20 protein-coding genes and 2 pseudogenes are annotated in these 20,501 nt (G+C 66.5%); 3 read left to right on the plus strand and 19 right to left on the minus strand.

Annotation, left to right across the window (positions count from 1 at the left end; all coding sequences use genetic code 11):
• Positions 1–61: 61 nt before the first annotated feature.
• The 13 genes and pseudogenes from H681_RS27175 to ubiE all read right to left on the minus strand — a co-directional run bounded on the left by H681_RS27175 (position 62) and on the right by ubiE (position 10,559).
• Entirely contained in the window at positions 62–934 is an 873-nt protein-coding gene (locus tag H681_RS27175) for a methyl-accepting chemotaxis protein (RefSeq protein ID WP_442961255.1), read from the minus strand.
• A gap of 33 nt (positions 935–967) precedes the next feature.
• Positions 968–2,173, minus strand: a pseudogene (locus H681_RS27180) (methyl-accepting chemotaxis protein); the annotation flags it as partial.
• Positions 2,174–2,388: 215 nt separating this feature from the next.
• Complete coding sequence (locus tag H681_RS27185) at positions 2,389–3,261, minus strand: methyl-accepting chemotaxis protein (RefSeq protein ID WP_442961256.1); 873 nt, start codon at positions 3,259–3,261, stop codon at positions 2,389–2,391.
• 48 nt (positions 3,262–3,309) lie between these two features.
• Positions 3,310–4,302 (minus strand): annotated as a pseudogene (locus H681_RS27190) (methyl-accepting chemotaxis protein); the annotation flags it as partial.
• 167 nt (positions 4,303–4,469) lie between these two features.
• Positions 4,470–5,177, minus strand: a complete 708-nt coding sequence (locus H681_RS01955) for a 16S rRNA (uracil(1498)-N(3))-methyltransferase (protein WP_015475161.1) — start codon at positions 5,175–5,177, stop codon at positions 4,470–4,472.
• Entirely contained in the window at positions 5,174–5,968 is a 795-nt protein-coding gene (tatC, locus tag H681_RS01960; RefSeq protein WP_015475162.1) for a twin-arginine translocase subunit TatC, read from the minus strand. The genes H681_RS01955 and tatC overlap by 4 nt, the downstream gene beginning before the upstream one ends.
• Positions 5,965–6,438 carry a Sec-independent protein translocase protein TatB gene (gene tatB / locus H681_RS01965; RefSeq protein WP_015475163.1) on the minus strand — a complete coding sequence of 158 codons (474 nt, stop codon included), beginning with the start codon at positions 6,436–6,438 and terminating at the stop codon, positions 5,965–5,967. Before tatB ends, tatC begins: the two co-directional genes overlap by 4 nt.
• 11 nt (positions 6,439–6,449) lie before the next feature.
• Complete coding sequence (locus H681_RS01970; protein WP_015475164.1) at positions 6,450–6,698, minus strand: twin-arginine translocase TatA/TatE family subunit; 249 nt, start codon at positions 6,696–6,698, stop codon at positions 6,450–6,452.
• Between the two features lie 25 nt (positions 6,699–6,723).
• On the minus strand, positions 6,724–7,062 hold the full coding sequence (locus H681_RS01975; RefSeq protein ID WP_015475165.1) for a phosphoribosyl-ATP diphosphatase: 339 nt from the start codon (positions 7,060–7,062) through the stop codon (positions 6,724–6,726).
• Complete coding sequence (hisI, locus tag H681_RS01980; RefSeq protein ID WP_015475166.1) at positions 7,052–7,465, minus strand: phosphoribosyl-AMP cyclohydrolase; 414 nt, start codon at positions 7,463–7,465, stop codon at positions 7,052–7,054. Before hisI ends, H681_RS01975 begins: the two co-directional genes overlap by 11 nt.
• Positions 7,466–7,549: 84 nt before the next feature.
• Positions 7,550–9,157: a ubiquinone biosynthesis regulatory protein kinase UbiB gene (gene ubiB / locus H681_RS01985; protein ID WP_015475167.1), complete on the minus strand. Its 1,608-nt coding sequence runs from the start codon at positions 9,155–9,157 to the stop codon at positions 7,550–7,552.
• Positions 9,154–9,780: a ubiquinone biosynthesis accessory factor UbiJ gene (locus H681_RS01990; RefSeq protein ID WP_177324592.1), complete on the minus strand. Its 627-nt coding sequence runs from the start codon at positions 9,778–9,780 to the stop codon at positions 9,154–9,156. Before H681_RS01990 ends, ubiB begins: the two co-directional genes overlap by 4 nt.
• Positions 9,777–10,559, minus strand: a complete 783-nt coding sequence (gene ubiE, locus H681_RS01995; RefSeq protein ID WP_015475169.1) for a bifunctional demethylmenaquinone methyltransferase/2-methoxy-6-polyprenyl-1,4-benzoquinol methylase UbiE — start codon at positions 10,557–10,559, stop codon at positions 9,777–9,779. Before ubiE ends, H681_RS01990 begins: the two co-directional genes overlap by 4 nt.
• 154 nt (positions 10,560–10,713) lie before the next feature.
• Between ubiE and H681_RS02000 the strand changes: the two genes are divergently transcribed.
• The 3 genes from H681_RS02000 (at position 10,714) to H681_RS02010 (ending at position 12,472) form a co-directional block, all read left to right on the plus strand.
• The gene (locus H681_RS02000; protein ID WP_015475170.1) at positions 10,714–10,989 is read left to right on the plus strand and encodes a polyhydroxyalkanoic acid system family protein; all 276 of its coding nucleotides are present in this window, start codon (positions 10,714–10,716) and stop codon (positions 10,987–10,989) included.
• Between the two features lie 216 nt (positions 10,990–11,205).
• Positions 11,206–11,616, plus strand: coding sequence for a phasin family protein (locus tag H681_RS02005; protein ID WP_015475171.1), 411 nt, complete (start codon positions 11,206–11,208; stop codon positions 11,614–11,616).
• Positions 11,617–11,626: 10 nt separating this feature from the next.
• Positions 11,627–12,472 carry a phasin family protein gene (locus H681_RS02010; protein WP_015475172.1) on the plus strand — a complete coding sequence of 282 codons (846 nt, stop codon included), beginning with the start codon at positions 11,627–11,629 and terminating at the stop codon, positions 12,470–12,472.
• A gap of 49 nt (positions 12,473–12,521) precedes the next feature.
• Here the strand turns inward: H681_RS02010 and H681_RS02015 are convergent, their stop codons facing one another.
• From H681_RS02015 to hslU, 6 genes are all read right to left on the minus strand, one after another.
• The gene (locus tag H681_RS02015) at positions 12,522–13,136 is read right to left on the minus strand and encodes a TetR/AcrR family transcriptional regulator (protein ID WP_015475173.1); all 615 of its coding nucleotides are present in this window, start codon (positions 13,134–13,136) and stop codon (positions 12,522–12,524) included.
• A gap of 234 nt (positions 13,137–13,370) precedes the next feature.
• On the minus strand, positions 13,371–15,053 hold the full coding sequence (gene phaC, locus H681_RS02020; protein ID WP_015475174.1) for a class II poly(R)-hydroxyalkanoic acid synthase: 1,683 nt from the start codon (positions 15,051–15,053) through the stop codon (positions 13,371–13,373).
• Between the two features lie 315 nt (positions 15,054–15,368).
• On the minus strand, positions 15,369–16,370 hold the full coding sequence (gene phaZ, locus H681_RS02025; RefSeq protein ID WP_015475175.1) for a poly(3-hydroxyalkanoate) depolymerase: 1,002 nt from the start codon (positions 16,368–16,370) through the stop codon (positions 15,369–15,371).
• Complete coding sequence (gene phaC / locus H681_RS02030) at positions 16,367–18,046, minus strand: class II poly(R)-hydroxyalkanoic acid synthase (RefSeq protein ID WP_015475176.1); 1,680 nt, start codon at positions 18,044–18,046, stop codon at positions 16,367–16,369. The genes phaZ and phaC (H681_RS02030) overlap by 4 nt, the downstream gene beginning before the upstream one ends.
• 604 nt (positions 18,047–18,650) lie before the next feature.
• Positions 18,651–19,025 carry a gamma-butyrobetaine hydroxylase-like domain-containing protein gene (locus H681_RS02035; protein WP_015475177.1) on the minus strand — a complete coding sequence of 125 codons (375 nt, stop codon included), beginning with the start codon at positions 19,023–19,025 and terminating at the stop codon, positions 18,651–18,653.
• Between the two features lie 122 nt (positions 19,026–19,147).
• Positions 19,148–20,488, minus strand: a complete 1,341-nt coding sequence (hslU, locus tag H681_RS02040; protein ID WP_015475178.1) for an ATP-dependent protease ATPase subunit HslU — start codon at positions 20,486–20,488, stop codon at positions 19,148–19,150.
• Between the last annotated feature and the right edge of the window lie 13 nt (positions 20,489–20,501).

The following is a 20,501-nucleotide window of genomic DNA, read 5'->3' on the forward strand; positions in this document are numbered from 1 at the left end:
ATGCGCATGACAACTGTCCTGCCGTTGCCGGCCGGCGCGGGAGCACCGACCGGTTCGACGGTCACAGGCGGAAGCGGCCCACCTGCAACTGCAGCTGGTTACCCAGGCGCGCCAGTTCGGTGCTGGAGCCGGCGGTCTGCTCGCTGGCGGCGGCGGACTGGTCGGCGATCTCGCGGACCTGCACCACGCTGCGGTTGATCTCCTCGGCCACGCTGCTCTGCTGTTCGGCGGCGGAGGCGATCTGCAGGTTCATGCCCTGGATGTCGGCCACGGTGCGGGCGATCACGCCCAGCGCCTCGCCGGCGCGGCGGGTCAGTTCCACCGAGCTGCCGGTCAGGCGGCGGCTGCCGTCCATGCGTTGCGCCGCGTCCTGGGCGCCGCGCTGCAGGCCGGCGATCAGTCCCTCGATTTCCTCGGTGGACTGCTGGGTACGCTGGGCCAGGCCGCGTACTTCGTCGGCCACCACGGCGAAACCGCGCCCGGCCTCGCCGGCACGGGCCGCTTCGATGGCGGCGTTGAGCGCCAGCAGGTTGGTCTGTTCGGCCACCGACTTGATCACATCCAGCACGCTGCCGATCTTCTCGCTTTCCTTGCGCAGCGATTCCATCGCCTCGGCGGAGCGATCCACCTCGCTGGCCAGCCGGTCGATCTGCGCAACCGCGTCCTGCACTACCTGGTCGCCCTGGCGGGCCTGCTGGTCCGCCTGCTGGGCGGCCAGGGAGGCCTGCTCGGCGTTGCGCGCGACTTCCTGCACGGTGGCGGCCATTTCATGAATGGCGCTGGCCACCTGCTCGGTTTCCACCCGCTGGGCGTTGACCCCGGCGCGGGTCTGCTCGGTGACCGCCGAGAGCTCCTCGGCGGCGGTGGCCAACTGGCCGACGCTGCCACCGAGCTGGCCGATCAGTTGGGCCAGGTTCTCGCGCATGCGCAGCATGACGCGTTGCAACTGCCCCAGTTCGTCGGGGCGCTGCAGGTTCAGCTCGCGGACCAGACCCTGCGACAGGTCGCCCTGGGCGATGTGCTCGGCCAGTTCCAGCGCCTCGTGGAGCGGGCGGACGATCTGTCGGTTGATGGCCCAGCCGGACAGCAGGCCGAAGGCCAGGGCCAGCACGGCGATGAGGATCTGCCGGGTCTTGGCGGCGGCGGTTTCCGCGGCGTTGCGCTGCAGGGTATCGTCGTACAGCCGGGTGCTGGCGCCGAGCATCGCCTGGCTGGCGCCGTCCAGGGCCTGGCGCGCCTGCCGCGTGGCGTTGACGCCGTCACGGAAGTGTTCGATGCCGCTGCGGTAGCCCTGCAGCTCGTTCAACGCGCTGGCCAGGTCCTCGGCGGCGTCGGCCGGCAATTGTCCCTGCAGCGTCGCGCCGCTGTCGCGCAGGGTGTCGAACGCGGCGAAGGCGGCCTGCTCGGCGCTGGCCGACTGTTCGAAGACATAACCGCGCACCTGGTAGCGCACCTGCAGCAGTTGCTGGTGCAACTGGCCGGCGGCCTGGGCGCTGTGCAGCAACTGGGCGTCGCCGGGCTGTCCGGCGAGCCGGTCGAAGAGCTGCCTGTCCAACGCCTCGAAGGTCTGCAAGGCGCGCTGGGCGCTGCCCACCAGGGTGCCGCGGGCCTCGCTGCGCTGCTCGACGGCGCGGGTCAGGCCGGCGAACGCCTGGCGATAGTCGGCCACGGCCTGGCGCGCGCTGTCCAGCGGGGTCGCATCGATGTCGCCGTCCCGCAGGCGCTGTTCGATCAGTTCCAGCATCTTCGCGCTGTGCTGCTCGACGCGCTCGGCCTGGGCACGGTCGCCGCCCAGTTCGAACTGCAGGCGGGCCAGGTTGGCCTGCTGGCTGAGGTCGTTCAGCTCGGTGATGGTCGCCAACTGCTCGCCGCGCCGGGCCTGGTTGTCCAGGCTGCGCAGGCCGCCGAGCAGGACCAGCAGGGTGAGGAACAGGAGGATACCGAAACCCACCGCCAGCTTGAGGCTGACGTTAAGGCGTCCCAGCTGTACTACTAGCCAATCGTACATGTCGAATACTCCAGGCAGGCGTCGCCACGGGATCGACGGCCCGTGGCTGGCAAATACAGGTGTGCAGTGGCGAGGCGGAATTGTCGGGGCGCATCTTCGTGCGCCAGAGGCTATCGGCGGCGAAATGGGAAACTGAAGGCGGGAATTTGTCGCGATGTCGCGCATGCGACGCTTTCTGTAGGAGCGAGCTTGCTCACAAACAGGCCCCGCCGCGGAATCGATTCGCGAGCAAGCTCGCTCCTACGAAGAGCCAAAGCTCCTTGGCCGCGCGTTAGCCAGCCTCTCCCAGATGGGGTGAGGGGAAGCGCTGGCGCCGATGTCCGGGCATGGAAAAACAGAGAAGGCCCGCATTGCGCGGGCCTTGTTCGTTGCGGGGCGGATCAGACGCGGAAGCGGCTGACCAGCATCTGCAGCTCGTTGCCCAGGCGCGCCAGCTCCATGCTGGAGGCGGCGGTTTCCTCGCTGGCGGCGGCGGTCTGCTCGGAGATGTCGCGCACGTTCATCACGCTGCGGTTGATTTCCTCGGCCACGGCGCTCTGCTGCTCGGAAGCGGCGGCGATCTGCTGGTTCATCGACTGGATGGTCGACACGGTACGGGTGATCGCACCCAGGCGCTCACCGGCGCGGCGGGTCAGGTCGACGGTGCTGACGGTCAGCTCGCGGCTGGTTTCCATCATCTGCACGGCCTGCTGGGTGCCGCTCTGCAGACCGGCGATCAGCTCCTCGATCTCCTCGGTGGAGGACTGGGTGCGCTGCGCCAGGGCCCGCACTTCATCGGCGACCACGGCGAAGCCGCGGCCGGCGTCGCCGGCGCGAGCGGCCTCGATGGCGGCGTTGAGGGCCAGCAGGTTGGTCTGCTCGGCCACCGCCTTGATCACGTCCAGCACGCTGCCGATCTTCTCGCTTTCGCGCTTGAGCTTGAGCACCGATTCGTTGGAGCGGTCGACCTCGCCGGCCAGGCGGTCCATCTGCCCGACGGCTTCGTTGACCGCGCCTTCGCCGTCGCGGGCCTCGCGATCGGCGGCGGAGGCGGCCTCGGAGGCCTCCTCGGCGTTGCGCGCGACTTCCTGCACGGTGGCGGCCATCTCGTTCATCGCGGTGGCGACCTGGTCGGTCTCGGATTTCTGGTTGTTCACGCCGGCGCTGGTCTGCTCGGTAACGGCCGACAGCTCCTCGGCGGCGCTGGCGATCTGGGTCACGCCGTCGTGGATGCGGCCAATCAGTTCGCGCAGGGACAGGTTCATGCGCTGCATGCTCCGCTGCAACTGGCCCAGTTCGTCGGAGCGGCTGGTGTGGATGTCGTGGCTCAGGTCGCCGTCGGCGATGCGCTCGGCATGCCCCAGCACGTCACGCAGCGGATTGACGATCTGCCTGGTGATGATCCAGGCGGCGATCAGGCCCAGTACCAGGGCGATGAGGGCGGACAGCGCCAGCAGGGTTTTCGCCTGGCCGACGCCGGCGTCGCGCTTGGCGGTTTCGCTGAGGGTCAGCTCGTTGCTGATCTTCTCGATCTGCACGCCGCCGTCGCGCATGCGGTCACGGGCGGCCTGGCTGGCGTTGACCTCATGGCGATAGCTGTCGAGCGCCGCGCGATAGGCCGACAGCGCGTCGAGGGCGTTCTGGTAGTCGGCGGCGAGTTCGACGGGAGCGCCGCGCATGCCCGTCTGCACGGCCTGGATGGCCTGCTGGAGAGCGTCGACGGCGGGCGTCTCCAGCGCGGGATTGTCATTGCTGGTGTAGGCGAGCACCTGGAAGCGCGCCAGCATCACCTGGCGGCCCAGGTCGGCCAGTTGCTGCAGCGGGCGGAGGCTCTCGGTGGCGCCGCCGGCGACCAGCGTCTGTTCGGCTTTCTCCAGCCCCCCGGTGATGAGCGCAGCATTGCGAATGAGGTTCTGCTTGGCGGCGTCGCGCGCGTCGAAGGACTTCAGCAGTTCGCCGAAGAGGCGGCGATACTCGGTTGCCAGTTCGCGCTGCTGGTCCATCTTGCGACGATCTTCCGCCGTGCTGAATTTGTCGTAGAGCGCGCCGTGGCTCCGATCCAGCTGGTCCAGGGTGTCGACCACCAGCTTGGCGTCTTGCGGCGAGCGCGTGGACTGGAATTTCAGGCGTGAGACGCGCAGGTCCTTGGCGACCGCCGCCAGCTCGGAGATCTCGCCGAGCTTGTCGCCACGGTCGATCACGTTGCCCAGGTTGATCCAGCCGGTGAGGGCGATCAACAGGGTGAGCAGCAGCACCAGGCCGAAGCCTGCGGCGAGTTTGAGTTTGACACTGAGGTTGTTGAACCAGCGGAACATGACGGCGGGGCTCCAGCGATGAACAGGGCCGGTGCGTAGGGCTGAGCGGGAGATGCGCAGGGTGGGGACGACCGGTATCGCGGGTATCGGCGTTGGTGTCCGGAACTGAAGGGCGCGCGGTGTTTTTCTGACTGGCGGTTCAGGCTGGAAACCTTGCGGTTCCTGGCTTAGAACAAGCGTGCCAACAGCGCGGTGACGGCGGTTTCGACGCGCAGGATGCGCTCGCCCAGTTGCACCGGGTCGAGCCCGGCTTCGCGGAGCTTTTCCACTTCGTAGGGAATCCAGCCGCCCTCCGGTCCGATGGCCAGGGTGACCGGTTCGGCGAGGGCGCGGGGGCACGCCGGCCAGGGGCCGGGATGGCCGATCAGGCCGAGGCTGCCGGCGGCCATCGCCGGCAGGCGGTCCTCGACGAAGGGCTTGAAGCGCTTCTCGATGATCACCTCGGGCAACACGGTGTCGCGGGCCTGCTCGAGGCCGAGGATCAGTTGTTCGCGAATGGCGTCGGGTTCGAGGAACGGCGTCTGCCAGAAGCTCTTTTCCACCCGGTAGCTGTTGAGCAGCACCAGGCGCGGCACACCCAGGGCCGAGATGGTCTGCAGCACGCGGCGGAGCATCTTCGGGCGGGGCAGGGCGAGCAGCAGGGTGATCGGCAGCTTGTCCGGCGGCGGCTGGTCGAAGCGCACTTCCAGCTCGGCTTCGTTGGCCTCCAGGCGCAGCAGATGGCCTTCGCCCATCAGGCCGCCGAGACGACCGACGCGTAGCCGGTCGCCGCTTTCGGCGCGGTGGACGTCCTGCATGTGGACCAGGCGGCGGTCACGCAGGATCACGCGGTCCGCCGCGACGAAGTCGGCGTCGTCCAGCAGCAGCAGGTTCAAGAACGGGTCGCCGGCGGCTGGTCGCCCTTGGATTCTTCTTCCGGTTCCGGGCCGCGCTTGCGGATCAGGTGGCTGAACAGTACGCCGGCCTCGAACAGCATCCACATCGGTACCGCCAGCAGGGTCTGCGACAGCGGGTCCGGCGGGGTGAGGATCATGCCGACCACGAAGCAGCCGATGATCACGTAGGGGCGGATCTTCTTCAGGTAGGCCACGTCGACCACCCTGATCCACACCAGCAGCACGGTGGCCACGGGAATCTCGAAGGCCACGCCGAAGGCGAACAGCAGGGTGAGGAAGTCCAGGTAGCTGTTGATGTCGGTCATCGGCGTCACCCCTTCCGGGGCCTGGCCGAGGAAGAAGTGGAACATCAACGGGAACACCAGGAAGTAGGCGAAGGCCATGCCGGCGTAGAACAGCACGATGCTGGAGGCCAGCAGGGGCAGGGCGACGCGCTTCTCGTGCTTGTACAGTCCCGGCGCGATGAAGCCCCAGACCTGGCCGAGGATCACCGGCATGGCGAACAGCACGGCGACGATCATGGTCAGCTTGAGCGGCGCGAGGAAGGCCGACGCCGGATCGATGGCGATCATGGTCGCGCCTTCGGGCAGGAAGCGCCGCAGTGGCTCGGAGGCCAGCGCGTAGATCTTCTGCGAGAAGTACAGCAGGCCGATGAAGATCACGAAGATCGCGATCACGCAGCGCAGCAGGCGGTTGCGCAGTTCGGTCAGGTGCGAGACCAGGGGCATTTCCTGGTCTTGTTCGGGCTGGTCGGGCTTTTCGGCGCTCATGGGGTACGCGGCGTCTCGGGCGAAGCGGACGGCTGGCTCGACGCTGGCGCCTGGGGCGCGACGGTCGGCTCGGCCGGTGCTGTTTCCGGGTTGGCGGCAGGCGCAAGGCCCGCGCCCGGCAGGCTGTTCAGGTGGCCGTTGGGCGCGATGGCCGGTGCCGCGGGCGGGGTTTCCGCCTGCGGTTGCGGGGTCAGGCTGTTTTCGACCTGGGACTGCAGGTCGTTCAGCGGCGCCATCAGCTTCTTGGCTTCCTGCTCCATCTGCAGGATGTGCTCGTTGTGCAACTGGCGGCGGATTTCATCCGCGCCCAGCTCACGCTCCACTTCCGTCTTGATGGCGTTGAAGCTGCGCTTGAGCCGGCCGATCCACAGGCCGGCAGTCCGCGCGGCGACCGGCAGGCGCTCGGGACCGAGCACCAGCAGGGCGACCAGGCCCACCAGCAGCAGTTCGCTGAAGCTGATACCAAACATGGTTTATTCCATCAGTCCTTGCGCGCCGGTTCTTCGACCTTGTGCGCCTGGGCGTCGATGGTGTGCGGCTGGTTCAGCGGCGGGTTGCCGGCAGCGGCGTTCGGGTCTTTCTTCTCGTCTTCCTCGGTGTTCATCGCCTTGCGGAAGCCCTTGATGGCTTCGCCGACGTCCGAACCCAGGTTCTTCAGGCGTTTGGTGCCGAAGACCAAGACCACGACGATCAGGATGACGACCCAGTGTTTCCAGTCAAAGATGCCCATCTTGTACTCCTTGAAATGATAGGGGTCAGGCCGACGGCTGGCGGGCGGCTTTTTCGTCGTGCCCGGAAAGGCCGAAGCGGCGGTCCAGCTCGTCCAGTACCGCCTGTGGGTGCTGGCCGAGGGCGGCGAGCATCACCAGAGAGTGGAACCAGAGGTCGGCTGTTTCGTAGATCAGGTCAGTGCAGTCGCCACTCGCGGCGGCGTCCTTGGCGGCGATGATGGTTTCCACCGATTCTTCGCCGACTTTCTCCAGAATCTTGTTCAGGCCCTTATGGTACAGGCTGGCCACGTAGGAGCTGTCCGCTGCGGCATTCTTGCGCGCTTCGAGGACTTCCGCCAGGCGGGCGAGGGTATCAGTGCTCATGGGGTTTTCCTGTACCTACGTGGGAGTAGATGGCGTCCGGATCCTTGAGCACCGGGTCGACGGTCTGCCAGGCGCCGTTCTCGAACACCCGGTAGAAGCAGCTCTCGCGGCCGGTATGGCAGGCGATGCCGCCCAGTTGCTCGACCATCAGGATCACCACGTCGGCGTCGCAATCCAGGCGCAGTTCGTGCAGCTTCTGCACGTGGCCGGATTCCTCGCCCTTGCGCCAGAGCTTGCCGCGCGAGCGCGACCAGTAGATGGCGCGGTTCTCGGCGGCGGTGAGGGCCAGGGCCTCGCGGTTCATCCAGGCCATCATCAGCACGCGACCGGTGCGATGGTCCTGAGCGATCGCCGGCACCAGTCCATCGGCATTCCAGTTGATTTCGTCCAGCCAGTCTTTCATCTCGGGTTCCGTCGGGCGGTCACACAGGGTGCCCGCAGCCACTCTCTACTAACGGTTAAGTGTGCCAGCCGGGGCGGCGACTGGCTATCGGCGCAGGATCAGATACAGACCGCCGGCCAGCATCGCCCAGGCCGGCCAAGCCCCGAGGGAATGGGTCGCCAGGCCGGTTTGGGCCGCGCCTGCGACCAGCACTGCGCCAATCAGTCGCGCCGGCCAGGCACTGCTCATGCCTGTCTGGCCGGCGCCGTCGCGGGTTTCGGGTTGCGCTTCGCGGGACAGCCGTTCGAGGGTGTCGCGGGTCATCTGCGCCAGGTGCGGCAGTTGCTCGATGTGCTGCTGGGCATTGCGCAGCAGCTGGCCGGGGCTGACGCGGTCGCGCATCCAGCGTTCGAGGAAGGGTTGGGCGGTGGTCCACAGGTCCAGTTCCGGGTAGAGCTGGCGGCCCAGGCCTTCGATGTTGAGCAGGGTCTTCTGCAGCAGCACCAGTTGCGGCTGCACTTCCATGTTGAAGCGCCGCGCGGTCTGGAACAGGCGCAGCAGCACCTGGCCGAAGGAGATGTCCTTGAGCGGCTTCTCGAAGATCGGTTCGCACACGATGCGGATCGCCGCCTCGAAATCGTTGACCTTGGTCTCGGCCGGTACCCAGCCCGAGTCGATGTGCAACTGAGCGACCTTGCGGTAGTCGCGCTTGAAGAAGGCGATCAGGTTGCGTGCCAGGTAGTCCTGGTCCTCGTCGGTGAGGCTGCCGACGATGCCGCAGTCCACCGCGATGTACTGCGGGCTCCAGGGTGTGCGGGTGCTGACGAAGATGTTGCCGGGGTGCATGTCGGCATGGAAGAAGCTGTCGCGGAACACCTGGGTGAAGAAGATCTCCACGCCGCGCTCGGCCAGCGCCTTGAAGTCGGTGCGCTGGTCGCGCAGGGTGTCCAGGTCGGTGACCGGGATGCCGTAGATGCGCTCCATCACCAGCACCTTGGGGCGGCACCAGTCCCAGTACACCTGGGGCACGTAGAGCAGCGGCGAACCGTCGAAATTGCGCCGCAGCTGCGAGGCGTTGGCGGCTTCGCGCAGCAGGTCGAGTTCGTCGTAGATGGTCTTCTCGTAGTCGCTGACCACCTCCGCCGGGTGCAGGCGGCGGGCATCGGCGGAGATGCGCTCGGCGGTGCGGGCGAGAATGTGCAGCCAGGCGATGTCGGAGCGGATCACCGGTTCCAGGTTCGGGCGGATCACCTTCACCACCACTTCCTCGCCGCTCTTGAGCTGCGCGGCATGGACCTGCGCCACCGAGGCCGAGGCCAGCGGCTCGCGCTCGAAGCGGGCGAACACCTGCTCGATCTTCGCCCCCAGTTGTTCCTCGATGCGCGCCACGGCGAGCTCTGGCGGGAAGGGTGGAACCTTGTCCTGCAGGCGCGCCAGCTCGTTGGCGATGTCGTCGGGCAGCAGGTCGCGGCGGGTGGAGAGGATCTGGCCGAACTTGATGAAGATCGGCCCGAGGTCTTCCAGGGTCAGGCGCAGGCGCTCGCCGCGGCTGAGCTGCAGCGGCTTGCGTGGCAGCCAGCGCCACGGCAGCAGTCCGCCGACCAGCCGCAGCCACCAGGGCAGGAAGGGCAGTTCGAGGACCATGTCGTCGAGTCGGTAGCGGATCGCTACGCGCTGGATGCGCAGCAGGCGGCGGAAGGCGAGCAGCTTCATGCGTCGGGCTTGGTCTTCTGGGTCAGGCGGGTAATCCGCGCGTCGAGGCGGTCGAGGGCGATCTTCAACTGGTCCAGCTCTTCGAAGCGGGCTTCGGCTTCGTGCTGGCCGACCAGGCTGCGACTTTCCTCGGCCAGGTAGTCGGCCAGGCTCAGGCGCAGGCTTTCCAGGCTGTCGCCGGCCCAGGCCATGCCGCCGCGCAGGCGCGCGCCGAGCAGGTGTGCGGGCACCGGGCCGAGCCAGCGGGAGACTTCGTATTCCCAGTCCAGCTCCAGGCTCTGGAGGATGTCGGCAATCTCCAGCAGCATGGCGCTGTCGCCGCCCATTTCCACTTCCGGGCTGTGCAGCACGCGGGTCTTGTCCCGCGCCAGGGCCAGTTGCAGCAGGCTGCCCGCCGGGGCGCGCAGGGTGCAATCGACTTCGGCCTCAAAGTGCGCGGCCAGGTGCAGGCCGTCGGCGTCGGGGAGGATGAACAGCCTGAGCGCGGGCGCCTGGCAATCCACTTCCAGCACTTCGCCGGCGAGTCGGCCCAGGCGCTGCAGCGCCACGCCGTCCAGCCGCAGGACGCGGTTCAGGGTGGCTTCGGCGCTGGCCAGCATGGCCTGGGTCAGCAGGGTCATCAGGGCTTGATGCCGCGATGCAGGGCGACGATACCGCCGGTCATGTTGTGGTAGGTGACACGGTCGAAGCCGGCCTCCACCATCATCGACTTCAGGGTTTCCTGGTCGGGGTGCATGCGGATCGACTCGGCGAGGTAGCGGTAGCTCTCGGAGTCATTGGTGACCAGCTTGCCCATCAGCGGCAGGAGGGTGAAGGAGTAGGCGTCGTAGGCCTTGGACAGCAGGTTGCTGGTGGGCTTGGAGAACTCCAGCACCAGCAGGCGGCCGCCCGGCTTGAGCACCCGCAGCATGGAGCGGATGGCTTCGTCCTTGTGGGTGACGTTGCGCAGGCCGAAGGCGATGGTCACCGCGTCGAAATGGTTGTCCGGGAAGGGCAGCTTCTCGGCATCAGCCTGGACGAAGCTGACGTTGCCGGCAACGCCGCTGTCGAGCAGCTTGTCGCGGCCGACCTTGAGCATCGAAGCGTTGATGTCGGCCAGCACCACTTCGCCGGTCGGGCCGACCAGGCGGGAGAACTGGCGGGTCAGGTCACCGGTGCCGCCGGCGATGTCCAGCACCCGGTTGCCGGCGCGCACGCCCGACAGCTCGATGGTGAAGCGCTTCCACAGCCGGTGGACGCCGCCGGACATCAGGTCGTTCATCAGGTCGTACTTGGCCGCCACCGAGTGGAAGACCTCGGCGACCTTCTCGGCCTTCTCGCTCTCGCGCACGGTCTTGTAGCCGAAGTGCGTGGTGGGATCGGCGCCGTCCTGGCCGGCTTGGGGCTTGCGCGGTTCGCTCATGGCATTTCTACCCTGGAAGTCAGTGGCGGGCATTCTAACAGGATGCGGAGAAAACGCCGCCCCGCTCGACCCTGCTCCACACTTACTGCGCCGGGGTGCGGCGATACGGCGCGGCGCGTATGATCGGCGGGTCAGTCATTCGCGGAGTTCCAGCATGTCCCGTATCCACGTCGAACGTCCCCACTCCATTGGCCGAGAGGCCGCCCGCGCCAAGGCGGAAAAGCTCGCCGACAAGCTCTCCCGCGAGCACGGCGTGAGCAGCGAGTGGCAGGGCGACACCCTGGTGTTCAAGCGCAGCGGGGTGGACGGGCGCATCGAGGTGGGCGATGACAAGGTTGCGGTGGACGTGAAGCTGGGGCTGATGCTGTCGGCCATGAGCGGCCTGCTCAAGGGCGAGATCGAACGTGCTCTGGATAAAGCGCTGGCGTAAGCCAGTCGCTTTATCCAGAGCACTAGTTGCACGCCACAAGCATCCGGCCGCAAGAGGGTTTTCGCTGGCAGCTTAGGACTTGAAGCTTGCCGCTCCCGTTGTGCCGACAACGGCTGGTATGTGTTTTCTAATTTTCCCCGATACCTTGGCTCACAGTCCCGCCTTTCGCGGGTCGCTATTGGACATAGTCGAATCCGAAACCTGTGAGGTGCCATCATGGCCAAGGCTGTCAGCAAGAAGAAAGTCGAAGAGCTCGAATCCTCCCTCTATAGCGATGCCAGGCGCTACGCGCGGCAGATCTGGCTCGCGGGCCTGGGCACCTACGCCAAGGTCGGCCAGGAAGGCCATGAGTACTTCAAGGACCTGGTCAAGGCCGGCGAGTCGGTGGAGAAGAAAGGCCGCGAGCTGGTCAACACCCAGATCGACGCCGCCAACGACAACGTCAAGGGCCGTTTGCACAGCGTCAAGGCCAGGCTCAACCTGGACAGGATCGAGGAGGCTTTCGATGCGCGTGTCGCCGCTGCGCTGAACCGTATCGGGATTCCCTCCAGGCGTGATGTGGCGGCGCTCTCTGCTAAGCTGGATGAGCTGAGCGAAGTGCTCGAGCGTGTCGCGAGAACTCAATAAGGAGAGCAGGATGGCTGGCAAAAAAACGACTGATAAAGAGCCCAGTTGGATCGGCGAGATCGAGAAGTACTCGCGGCAGATCTGGCTGGCTGGCTTGGGGGCCTACTCGAAGGTCAGCAAGGACGGCAGCAAGCTGTTCGAGACCCTGGTCAAGGATGGCGAGAAGGCCGAGAAACAAGCCAAGACCGAGGTCGACAAATCCGTTGGCGCGGTGAAGTCTTCCGCGCGTTCCGCCAAGTCCAAGGTCGAGGCGGTCAAGGGCAAGGCGATCGGTGCGTGGGGCGAGCTGGAAGAGGCGTTCGACAAGCGCCTGAACAGTGCGATCTCGCGCCTGGGCGTGCCGAGCCGCAACGAGGTGAAGGACCTGCACAGCAAGGTCGACAGCCTCACCAAGCAGATCGAGAAGCTCACCGGCGTCAGCGTCAAGGCCGCCGCCAAGCCGAGCGCTAAACCGGCTGCCAAGGCCGCCGCCAAGCCTGCTGCGAAAGCCGCTGCCAAGCCGGCCGCGAAACCCGCGGCGAAGACCGCGGCAGCCAAGCCCGCCGTCAAGGCCGCTGCCAAGCCTGCGGCGAAACCGGCTGCGAAAGCTGCCGCGAAGCCTGCTGCCAAGGCTGCCGCCAAACCGGCTGCGAAGCCGGCGGCCAAGCCCGCTGCAAAACCCGCCGCCAAGGCTGCTGCCAAGCCCGCCGCTGCGAAAGCTGCCGCGGCGAAACCGGCGGTAAAGAAGGCTGCCGCACCCAAGCCTGTCGCTGCGAAGCCGGCGGCTCCGGCTGCCACCCCGGCACCGGCGGCTCCCGCCGCTACGCCGGCCGTGACGCCCGCCGCCGCTCCGGCGACGCCGTCGACCCAGGCCTGACAAACCTGTCGCCGTACCCACGCCCGGCCTTGTGCCGGGCGTTTTCATTTCAGCGATCCAGGTAGTCCTGGGCCAGGCGCTCGGCGATCTGTCGCGATTCATCCCGCAGGTGCGGGGCCACCAGCATCATCACCTGGTAGACCACATGGCGCACGTCGCCCGGGTGGCCGAGGATGCGCTGGTAGTCGAGGGAGAACAGCAGGGTGAGGGTGATCTGCTCGACCAGTTGGCCGAGGGATTGGGTGTCGCTGTCCAGCTCCTCGCGGGCCTTGAGCTGCGCCAGCAGGGTCGCCAGGGTGCGCTTGAGTCCGTTGAGCCAGCCGCGCATGCCGCGCGCCAGCTTGGGCAGGCGGCCAGCGAGGTTGGAGAGGTCCTGGAACAGGAAGCGGTAGTGCGCCAGCCGCTCGACGATCAGGTGCAGGAACAGCCAGTAGTCCTCGGCGCCCAGGCGGACGTCCTCGGGCGGGTCGAGCAGGGGCGCCAGTTCGTCCTGGAAGCGTTCGAACAGCGCCAGCACCAGCGGCTCCTTGCCGTGGAAGTGGTAGTAGAGGTTACCGGGGCTGATACCCAGTTCGGTGGCAATCTCCAGGGTGGAGACGTTGGGCTCGCCCTGCTCGTTGAACAGCTGCAGGGCGCATTCGAGAATCCGGTCGCGCGTTTTCATCCGTGTTCAGGTTCCAGCCGCAATGGGGCCGACGATAGCTTCGGTGAGCGGCGGCCTGCAATTGCCGACGCGCAAACTTTCGAAGTGTCGGCAAACCTGTAGGAGCGAGCTTGCTCGCGAACCGCTTGATGTCCTGCGCTCCTCGACGAGGTTCGCGAGCAAGAACTTGGCGTCCCCCTCGCTCCTACGAAAATCAGCACGGTGCCAGCGACCAACCGCAGCGGATAGCGGCACTCAGCGCACGTGTACGTAGGTCCCCGGCGCGGCCTCTTTGGCCGGGTACTCGGTGTTGCCCAACTCGAAACTCACCGGCCGGCGCTCGCCGGAGCGCTGCTGGATCCACTCCAGCCACAGCGGCCACCAGCTGCCTTCGTGGCGCTGGGTGTCGTAGTACCAGGCGCGCGGGTCGGAGCTCAGCTTGCCGTTGTCGAAGTAGCAGGCCTTGGGGTTGCCCGGCGGGTTGAGGATGCTCTGGATGTGCCCGCTGTTGGACAGCACGAAGCGGCTCTCGCCGCCCAGCAACTGGGCCGAGCGGTAGACCGCGTCCCAGGGGGTGATGTGGTCGGTGATGCCGGCGACGTGGAAGTTGTCCACCGCGACTTTCTTCAGGTCGATGGCGGTACTGTTGACCTCCATCGCCCCTGGCCGGGCCAGCGGGTTGTGCTTGAAGAAGTCGAGGAAGTCGCCGTGCAGCGCGGCCGGCAGGCGGGTGTTGTCGTTGTTCCAGTAGAGGATGTCGAAGGCCGGCGGCTGCTTGCCCAGCAGGTAGTTGTTGACCCAGTAGTTCCAGACCAGGTCGTTGGGGCGCATCCAGGCGAAGATCCTGGCCATGTCGCGACCATCCAGCACGCCGTGCTGGTAGGAGCGGCGCTTGCTGCTTTCCAGGGTCTGCTCGTCGGCGAACAGCGCGGCGGGGGTTTCCACCTGGCTGTCGAGCAGGCTCACCAGGTAGGTGGCGCTGGCGACCTTGCGCAGTTGTCGGCGTGCCTGCAGGTGGCCCTGCAACGCGGCGATGGTCAGGCCGCCGGAGCAGGCGCCCATCAGGTTGACGCTGCGGCTGCCGCTGATCGAGCGGCAGACCTCGATGGCCTCGTCCAGTGCGCTGACGTAGGTGGACAGGCCCCACTCGCGGTGGCGCGCGTCGGGGTTGCGCCAGCTGACCATGAACAGCTGCAGATTGTTCTTCAGGGCGTACTGGACGAAGCTCTTCTCCGCCGTCAGGTCGAAGATGTAGAACTTGTTGATCTGCGGCGGCACCACCAGCAGCGGCCTGGCGTGCAGGTGCTCGCCCAGCGGCTTGTACTGGATCAGCTCCAGCACTTGGTTGCGGAACACCACGGCGCCGGGTGTGGTGGCCAGGTTCTGGCCGATCTCGAAGGCGCTGCGGTTGACCTGGTTGGGCATGCCGCCGTTGTGCATCAGGTCGTCGAGCAGGTGCTGCGCGCCCTTGAGCAGGCTCTGCCCGCCGGTGTTGAACAACTCCTTCACCGCCAGCGGGTTGAGCAGGGTGTTCGAGGGCGATGCCGCATCGGACAGGATCGACAGCAGAAAGCGCGCGCGGGCGCGGTCGTCACCGTCCAGGTTGCTTTCGTCGATCCACGCCAGCAACTGCTTCTGCCAGGCCAGGTAAGCCTGCACGGTGCGCCGGTAGAGCGGGTTGAGGCGCCAGGACGGATCCTGGAAGCGCGTGTCCTGCGGGTTGGGCTGCAGCGGCGAGTCGCCGATCAGCACCCGTCCCATCTGCTTGCCGAAGGCCGCCAGGTGCCGGGCCGAGTGGACCGGCTGGCGGACACCCTGCAGGGCGAGCATGCGCAGGGTGGACAGCATGTCCTTGCCGCGCAGGCCGACGATGGCGCTCTGCACATTCATGAACTCGGTGGGGACGGGGACGCTACCCGGCTCGGCTTTCTCTCGCATGAACAGCACTCCGTAAGGGGTCCGATCTACCAATGGCAAAGCAAGGCCTGTACCGGAGTCGGGAAGACCCCATGACAGACGGCTGTCGCCGGTTCGAGGGGGGACACGGGTATCGGCGCGAGAGGAAAACTGCCCGAAAACAGGGCAGTGGATCGGCAGTTGGGCAGCAGTCCGGCCACCGTGGAGCAGCCAGGACCTGCCGGCCCGAGTCAGGCGCTACGTGTCGATACCCGTGAACACGCCTGTTTGTTGTTAGTCACTGCGAAATGCTTGGTCAAGGCAGGATGCCTGCCGACTATGACGAAGCTGTGATACTCAACCGGCCTTGGGAGTGAACGGGCGAGGGTGGATGACCGCGCGTTGCCGTTCTTCCCGGAGGAACTTCATGATGATCGGCGCCACGCTCTCGGCGCGGGTCACCAGGAACAGGTGGCCGTCGTCGATCACGTGCAGCTCCGCGTTGGGGATGCGCCAGGCGAGCATGCGCATGTTGATCAGCGGGATGATCGGGTCGTCGTCGCCCGCCAGCACCAGGGTCGGCTGACGGATCTTGTGCAGCCAGTGGATGCTGGTCCAGCCCAGGCCCGCGAACAGCTGCCAGTAGTAGCCAAGCTGGCCGGAGGAACGCACCTTGCTGGCGAAGGCCAGGGCCAGTCTGGGGTCGCGGCGGAAGGCGCCGCCGTAGATGTCCGGGGCGATGTGCACGCCGTAGGAAGGCTGGATGTAGCGGCGCGGGCTGGCCATGCGCCAGAGCACCTTGGGCTTGCCCGGCACCATCACCGCGCCGGCGGCGGTGGCGGCGAGGATCAGCTTCTTGCAGCGCTCCGGGTAGTCATGGGCGAACTGCTGCGCCAGGGCGCCGCCCCAGGACACACCGATGGCCGTCACCTGGCCGTAGTCCAGGTAGTCGAGCATCCGCGCGGCCAGCTTCGCCAGGCCCGGGAAGCGGTACGGCGTGCTGGGCGTGGACGAGCCGCCGACGCCAGGGACATCGAAGGCGATCACCTCCAGGTCCGGGTCCAGCGCGGCGACGAAGGGAAACACCAGCTCCAGGTTGGCGCCGATGCCGTTGAAGATCAGCAGCGGCGTCATGTGCGCCTTGCCCGGCCGCACGGCGGTGCGGATGGTCTGCCCGTCGAGTTCGATGGTGCGGAACTCGAAGGGCTGGGCGGCCGGCGCCTTGCTCGGCGCCGCCTCCGGGCTGCTGCGCCGGGCCTTGGCGCGCCGGGGCTCGGCGATCACCTCGGTGGCCGCTGGCAGTTGCGGGGCGACGTCGTTCTCGACGGCGCCTGCGGGCGGGACAGGTTCTGTCTTCATCGTTCGTGTACGTAGGTTCCGGGGGCGGCTTCGGCGGCCGGGTGGGCCTTGTTGCCCAGCGCGGTGGGCGCCTTGCGGGTCTTGCCCGAGCGCTCGGCCAGCCAGTTCTGCCAGTGCAGCCACCAGGAGTCGGCATGCTTGCTGGCGTGTTCCTGCCAGGTCTTCGGATCGGCGGAGAGCTCCGGTCCGGTCATGAAGCGCGCCTTGGGGTTGCCCGGCGGGTTGAGGATGCTCTGGATGTGCCCGCTGTTGGAGAGGATGAACTCACACTTGCCGCCCAGCAGCCGCGCGGAGCGGTAGCAGGCTTCCCAGGGCGTGATGTGGTCGGACAGGCCGGCCACGCAGTAGAAGTCGCAGGTGACCTGCTTGAGGTCGATCGGCGTGCCGGAGACTTCCAGCGCGCCCGCGCGGGTCAGCGGATTGGTCTTGAACATCTCCACCAGTTCGCCGTGCAGCGCGGCCGGCAGGCGGGTGGTGTCGTTGTTCCAGAACAGGATGTCGAAGGCCGGCGGCTCGTTGCCCAGCAGGTAGTTGTTGACCCAGTAGTTCCAGATCAGGTCGTTCGGCCGCATCCAGGCGAACACCTTGGCCATGTCCTTGCCTTCCAGCACGCCGGACTGGTACGAGCGGCGCTTGGCGGTCTCCAGGGTCTTCTCGTCGGCGAACAGGGCGATCTGGGTGTTCATCTCGAAGTCCAGCACGCTGACCATCTGGGTGAAGGCATGCACCTTGTTCTCGCCCAGGGCCGCGTAGTGGCCCAGCAGCGTCACCGTGGTGATGCCGCCGGAGCAGGCGCCGAGCATGTTCAGGTCCTTGCTGCCGGTGATCGCCAGGACCACGTCGATGGCTTCCTTGAGGGCCTCGATGTAGGTGGTCAGGCCCCACTCGCGTTGCGCCTTGGTCGGGTTGCGCCAGCTGATGATGAAGGTCTGCACGCTGTTGCGCAGGCAGAAGCGCGCCAGGCTCTTCTCCGGCGACAGGTCGAAGACGTAGAACTTGTTGATCTGCGGCGGCACCACCAGCAGCGGGCGCTCGTGCACGCTCTCGGTGATCGGCTTGTACTGGATCAGTTCCAGCACATCGTTGCGGAACACCACTGCGCCTTCGGTCAGGGCCAGGTTCTTGCCGACCTCGAAGGCGTCCATGTTCACCTGGCTGGGCATGCCGCCGTTGTTCACCAGGTCCTTGGCCAGGTGGGTGAGGCCGTCGAGCAGGCTCTTGCCGCCGGTCTCGAAGAAGCGTTTGACCGCCGCCGGGTTGGACAGCGTATTGGTCGGTGCCATCGCTTCGGTCATCAGGTTGATGACGAACTGGCCGCGACTGATGTCCTGGCTGGACAGGTCGCTGTCGCCGATCCAGGTATGCAGCTCCTTGCGCCAGGCCAGGTAGGTCTGCAGGTAGCGACGGTAGAGCGGGTTCTGGCTCCAGGCCGGGTCGTTGAAGCGCCGGTCGTCGTCCGAGGGCTTGAGGTCGGACCTGCCGAGCAGCACGTTCTTCAGCTCAAGGCTGAAGTGGGCCACGTGCTTGGCGCTGTGGAACGGCTGCTTGACCGCCTGCAGCAGCACCATGCGGGCAGAGGTGAGCAGGTCCTTGCCCTGGATGCCGATCACCGGGCTGAGATTCAGGGTGTTTTCCGCGGCTTGCTGAGGCAGATCGTTGTTGTTCTTCTGGGTCATCGGCGACGCTCCATTGTCCTGAGACGAATACTGGCGAGGCTCATCTGGAGTGACGCGGCCAAGTACTGCTCGGGTTGGCGGAACGTGGAGAGCACTCCACGCGGTTCATCACTTGGCGGCATCACTGGGCGTCAGGAACCTCGAGTGCGCTGCATTGCACTGCCTTGGTTACCCGAGTTTCCTTCACCGCGCAAGCTGGTGCAGCGTGGGCCAACTCTTAGGAGTATGTCGGGAAAAGTTAGAAAACGCGCCCTAGAGCGGGGGCGTCTTCCAAACTCGTCCACAGCGACCACGCGACCGTCAGTCTGCATGGCGAATGTTGCAAATGGCGTGCCCCGAGGCGATTGCCCGACGAAGGTTTGTGCAGTGAGAAGATGAGTGCCGGCGATCCCGAGAGGTTGATGGCGTTCGGGATCACCTTCACCCCAACCTTCTTCCAGGGGGAGAGGGCGCGCCGCCGGGGGAAGGTGAGGGGGCAGGATGGGCCGAGTCCACGCGTCGGATAGCCCTTCGTAGGGGCGAGCTTGCCCGCGAACCGCCCAACCCCTATGTCGCCGGACAACCCCGTTCGCGAGCAAGCTCGCTCCTACAGGGAAGGCATGCCTTACAGCATCAGCTTGACCACGGACTCCGACGGGTCGCGCGACTTGCCGGCCTTCTCCAGTTGCGCCAGGTAATCGGCCCACATCTCGTCGTGGCGAACGCACAGTTCGTAGAGGTAATCCCAGGTGAACAGCCCGCTGTCATGGCCGTCGTCGAAGGTCAGCTTGAGCGCGTACTGCCCGGCCGGCTCCAGGCCGCTGAGGCCGACGTTCAGCTTGCCGACCTGCAGCACCGGGTTGCCGTGGCCCTGCACTTCCGCCGAGGGCGAATGCACGCGGAGGAATTCCGCGCTCAGGCTGTAGCGTTCGCCCGGGGCGTATTCCAGCTCCAGGGTCTTCGAGGCTTTGTGTAGTTTGATGGCGGTGGGCAGGCGCATGGGAGGCTCGCTGGCTACAGGCTAGGCTACAGGCGGCTCTTCGTAGGAGCGAGCTTGCTCGCGAACCGGGCAGGTACGGCGCCAGATCTGGTTCGCGAGCAAGCTCGCTCCTACGGGGGCTCTTACAGGATATACCGCGACAGATCCTCGTCCTGCGCCAGTTCGCCCAGGTGACCGTTGACGTAGGCCGCGTCGATCACGATCGGCTTGTCGCTGTGCTCGCTGGCCAGGTCGGCGGCGTCGAAGGACACCTCTTCGAGCAGGCGCTCGAGCAGGGTGTGCAGGCGACGGGCACCGATGTTCTCGGTCTTCTCGTTGACCTGGTAGGCGATCTCCGCCAGGCGCTTGATGCCGTCGGCGGCGAACTCGATACCCAGGCCCTCGGTGTTGAGCAGCGCGGTGTACTGCTCGGTCAGCGAGGCGTGCGGCTCCTTGAGGATGCGCTCGAAGTCGCTCGGGGTCAGGGCTTTGAGCTCGACACGGATCGGCAGGCGGCCCTGCAGTTCCGGCACCAGGTCGCTGGGCTTGGACAGGTGGAAGGCGCCCGAGGCGATGAACAGGATGTGGTCGGTCTTCACCATGCCCAGCTTGGTGTTCACGGTGCAGCCCTCGATCAGCGGCAGCAGGTCGCGCTGCACGCCCTCGCGGGAGACGTCGGCGCCGCCCACGTTGCCGCGCTTGGCGATCTTGTCGATCTCGTCGATGAAGACGATGCCGTTCTGCTCGACCGCTTCCAGGGCGCGGGCCTTGAGGTCTTCTTCATTGACCAGGCGCTGCGCTTCCTCGTCGCGGATCAGCTTCATGGCCTCGGCGACCTTCAGCTTGCGGCTCTTGCGCTTGCCCTTGCCCATGTTGGAGAACAGGTTCTGCAACTGGCTGGTCATCTCTTCCATGCCGGGCGGGGCCATGATTTCCACGCCCGCCGGAACGTCGGCGACCTCGATGTCGATTTCCTTGTCGTCCAGCTGGCCTTCGCGCAGGCGCTTGCGGAACAGCTGGCGGGTGTTGGAATCCTCGCGCGCCGGCTCGTCACCGAAGCCACCGGTACGCGCCGGCGGCAGCAGGGCGTCGAGGATGCGCTCTTCGGCGGCGTCTTCGGCGCGGTACTTCACCTTCTGTACTTCCTGCTCGCGCAGCATCTTGATCGCGGCATCGGCGAGGTCGCGGATGATCGACTCGACGTCGCGGCCGACATAGCCCACTTCGGTGAACTTGGTCGCTTCCACCTTGATGAACGGCGCATTGGCCAGCTTGGCCAGGCGACGGGCGATCTCGGTCTTGCCGACGCCGGTCGGGCCGATCATCAGGATGTTCTTCGGCGTCACCTCGGCGCGCAGTTCGGCCGGCAGCTGCATGCGCCGCCAGCGGTTGCGCAGGGCGATGGCCACGGCGCGCTTGGCGTCGTCCTGGCCGATGATGTGACGGTTGAGTTCGTGGACGATCTCGCGGGGAGTCATGGACATTTGACGTACTACT

Origin of the sequence: Pseudomonas sp. ATCC 13867, assembly GCF_000349845.1 — a bacterium.
In the GTDB taxonomy this organism is placed as follows: Bacteria; Pseudomonadota; Gammaproteobacteria; order Pseudomonadales; family Pseudomonadaceae; genus Pseudomonas.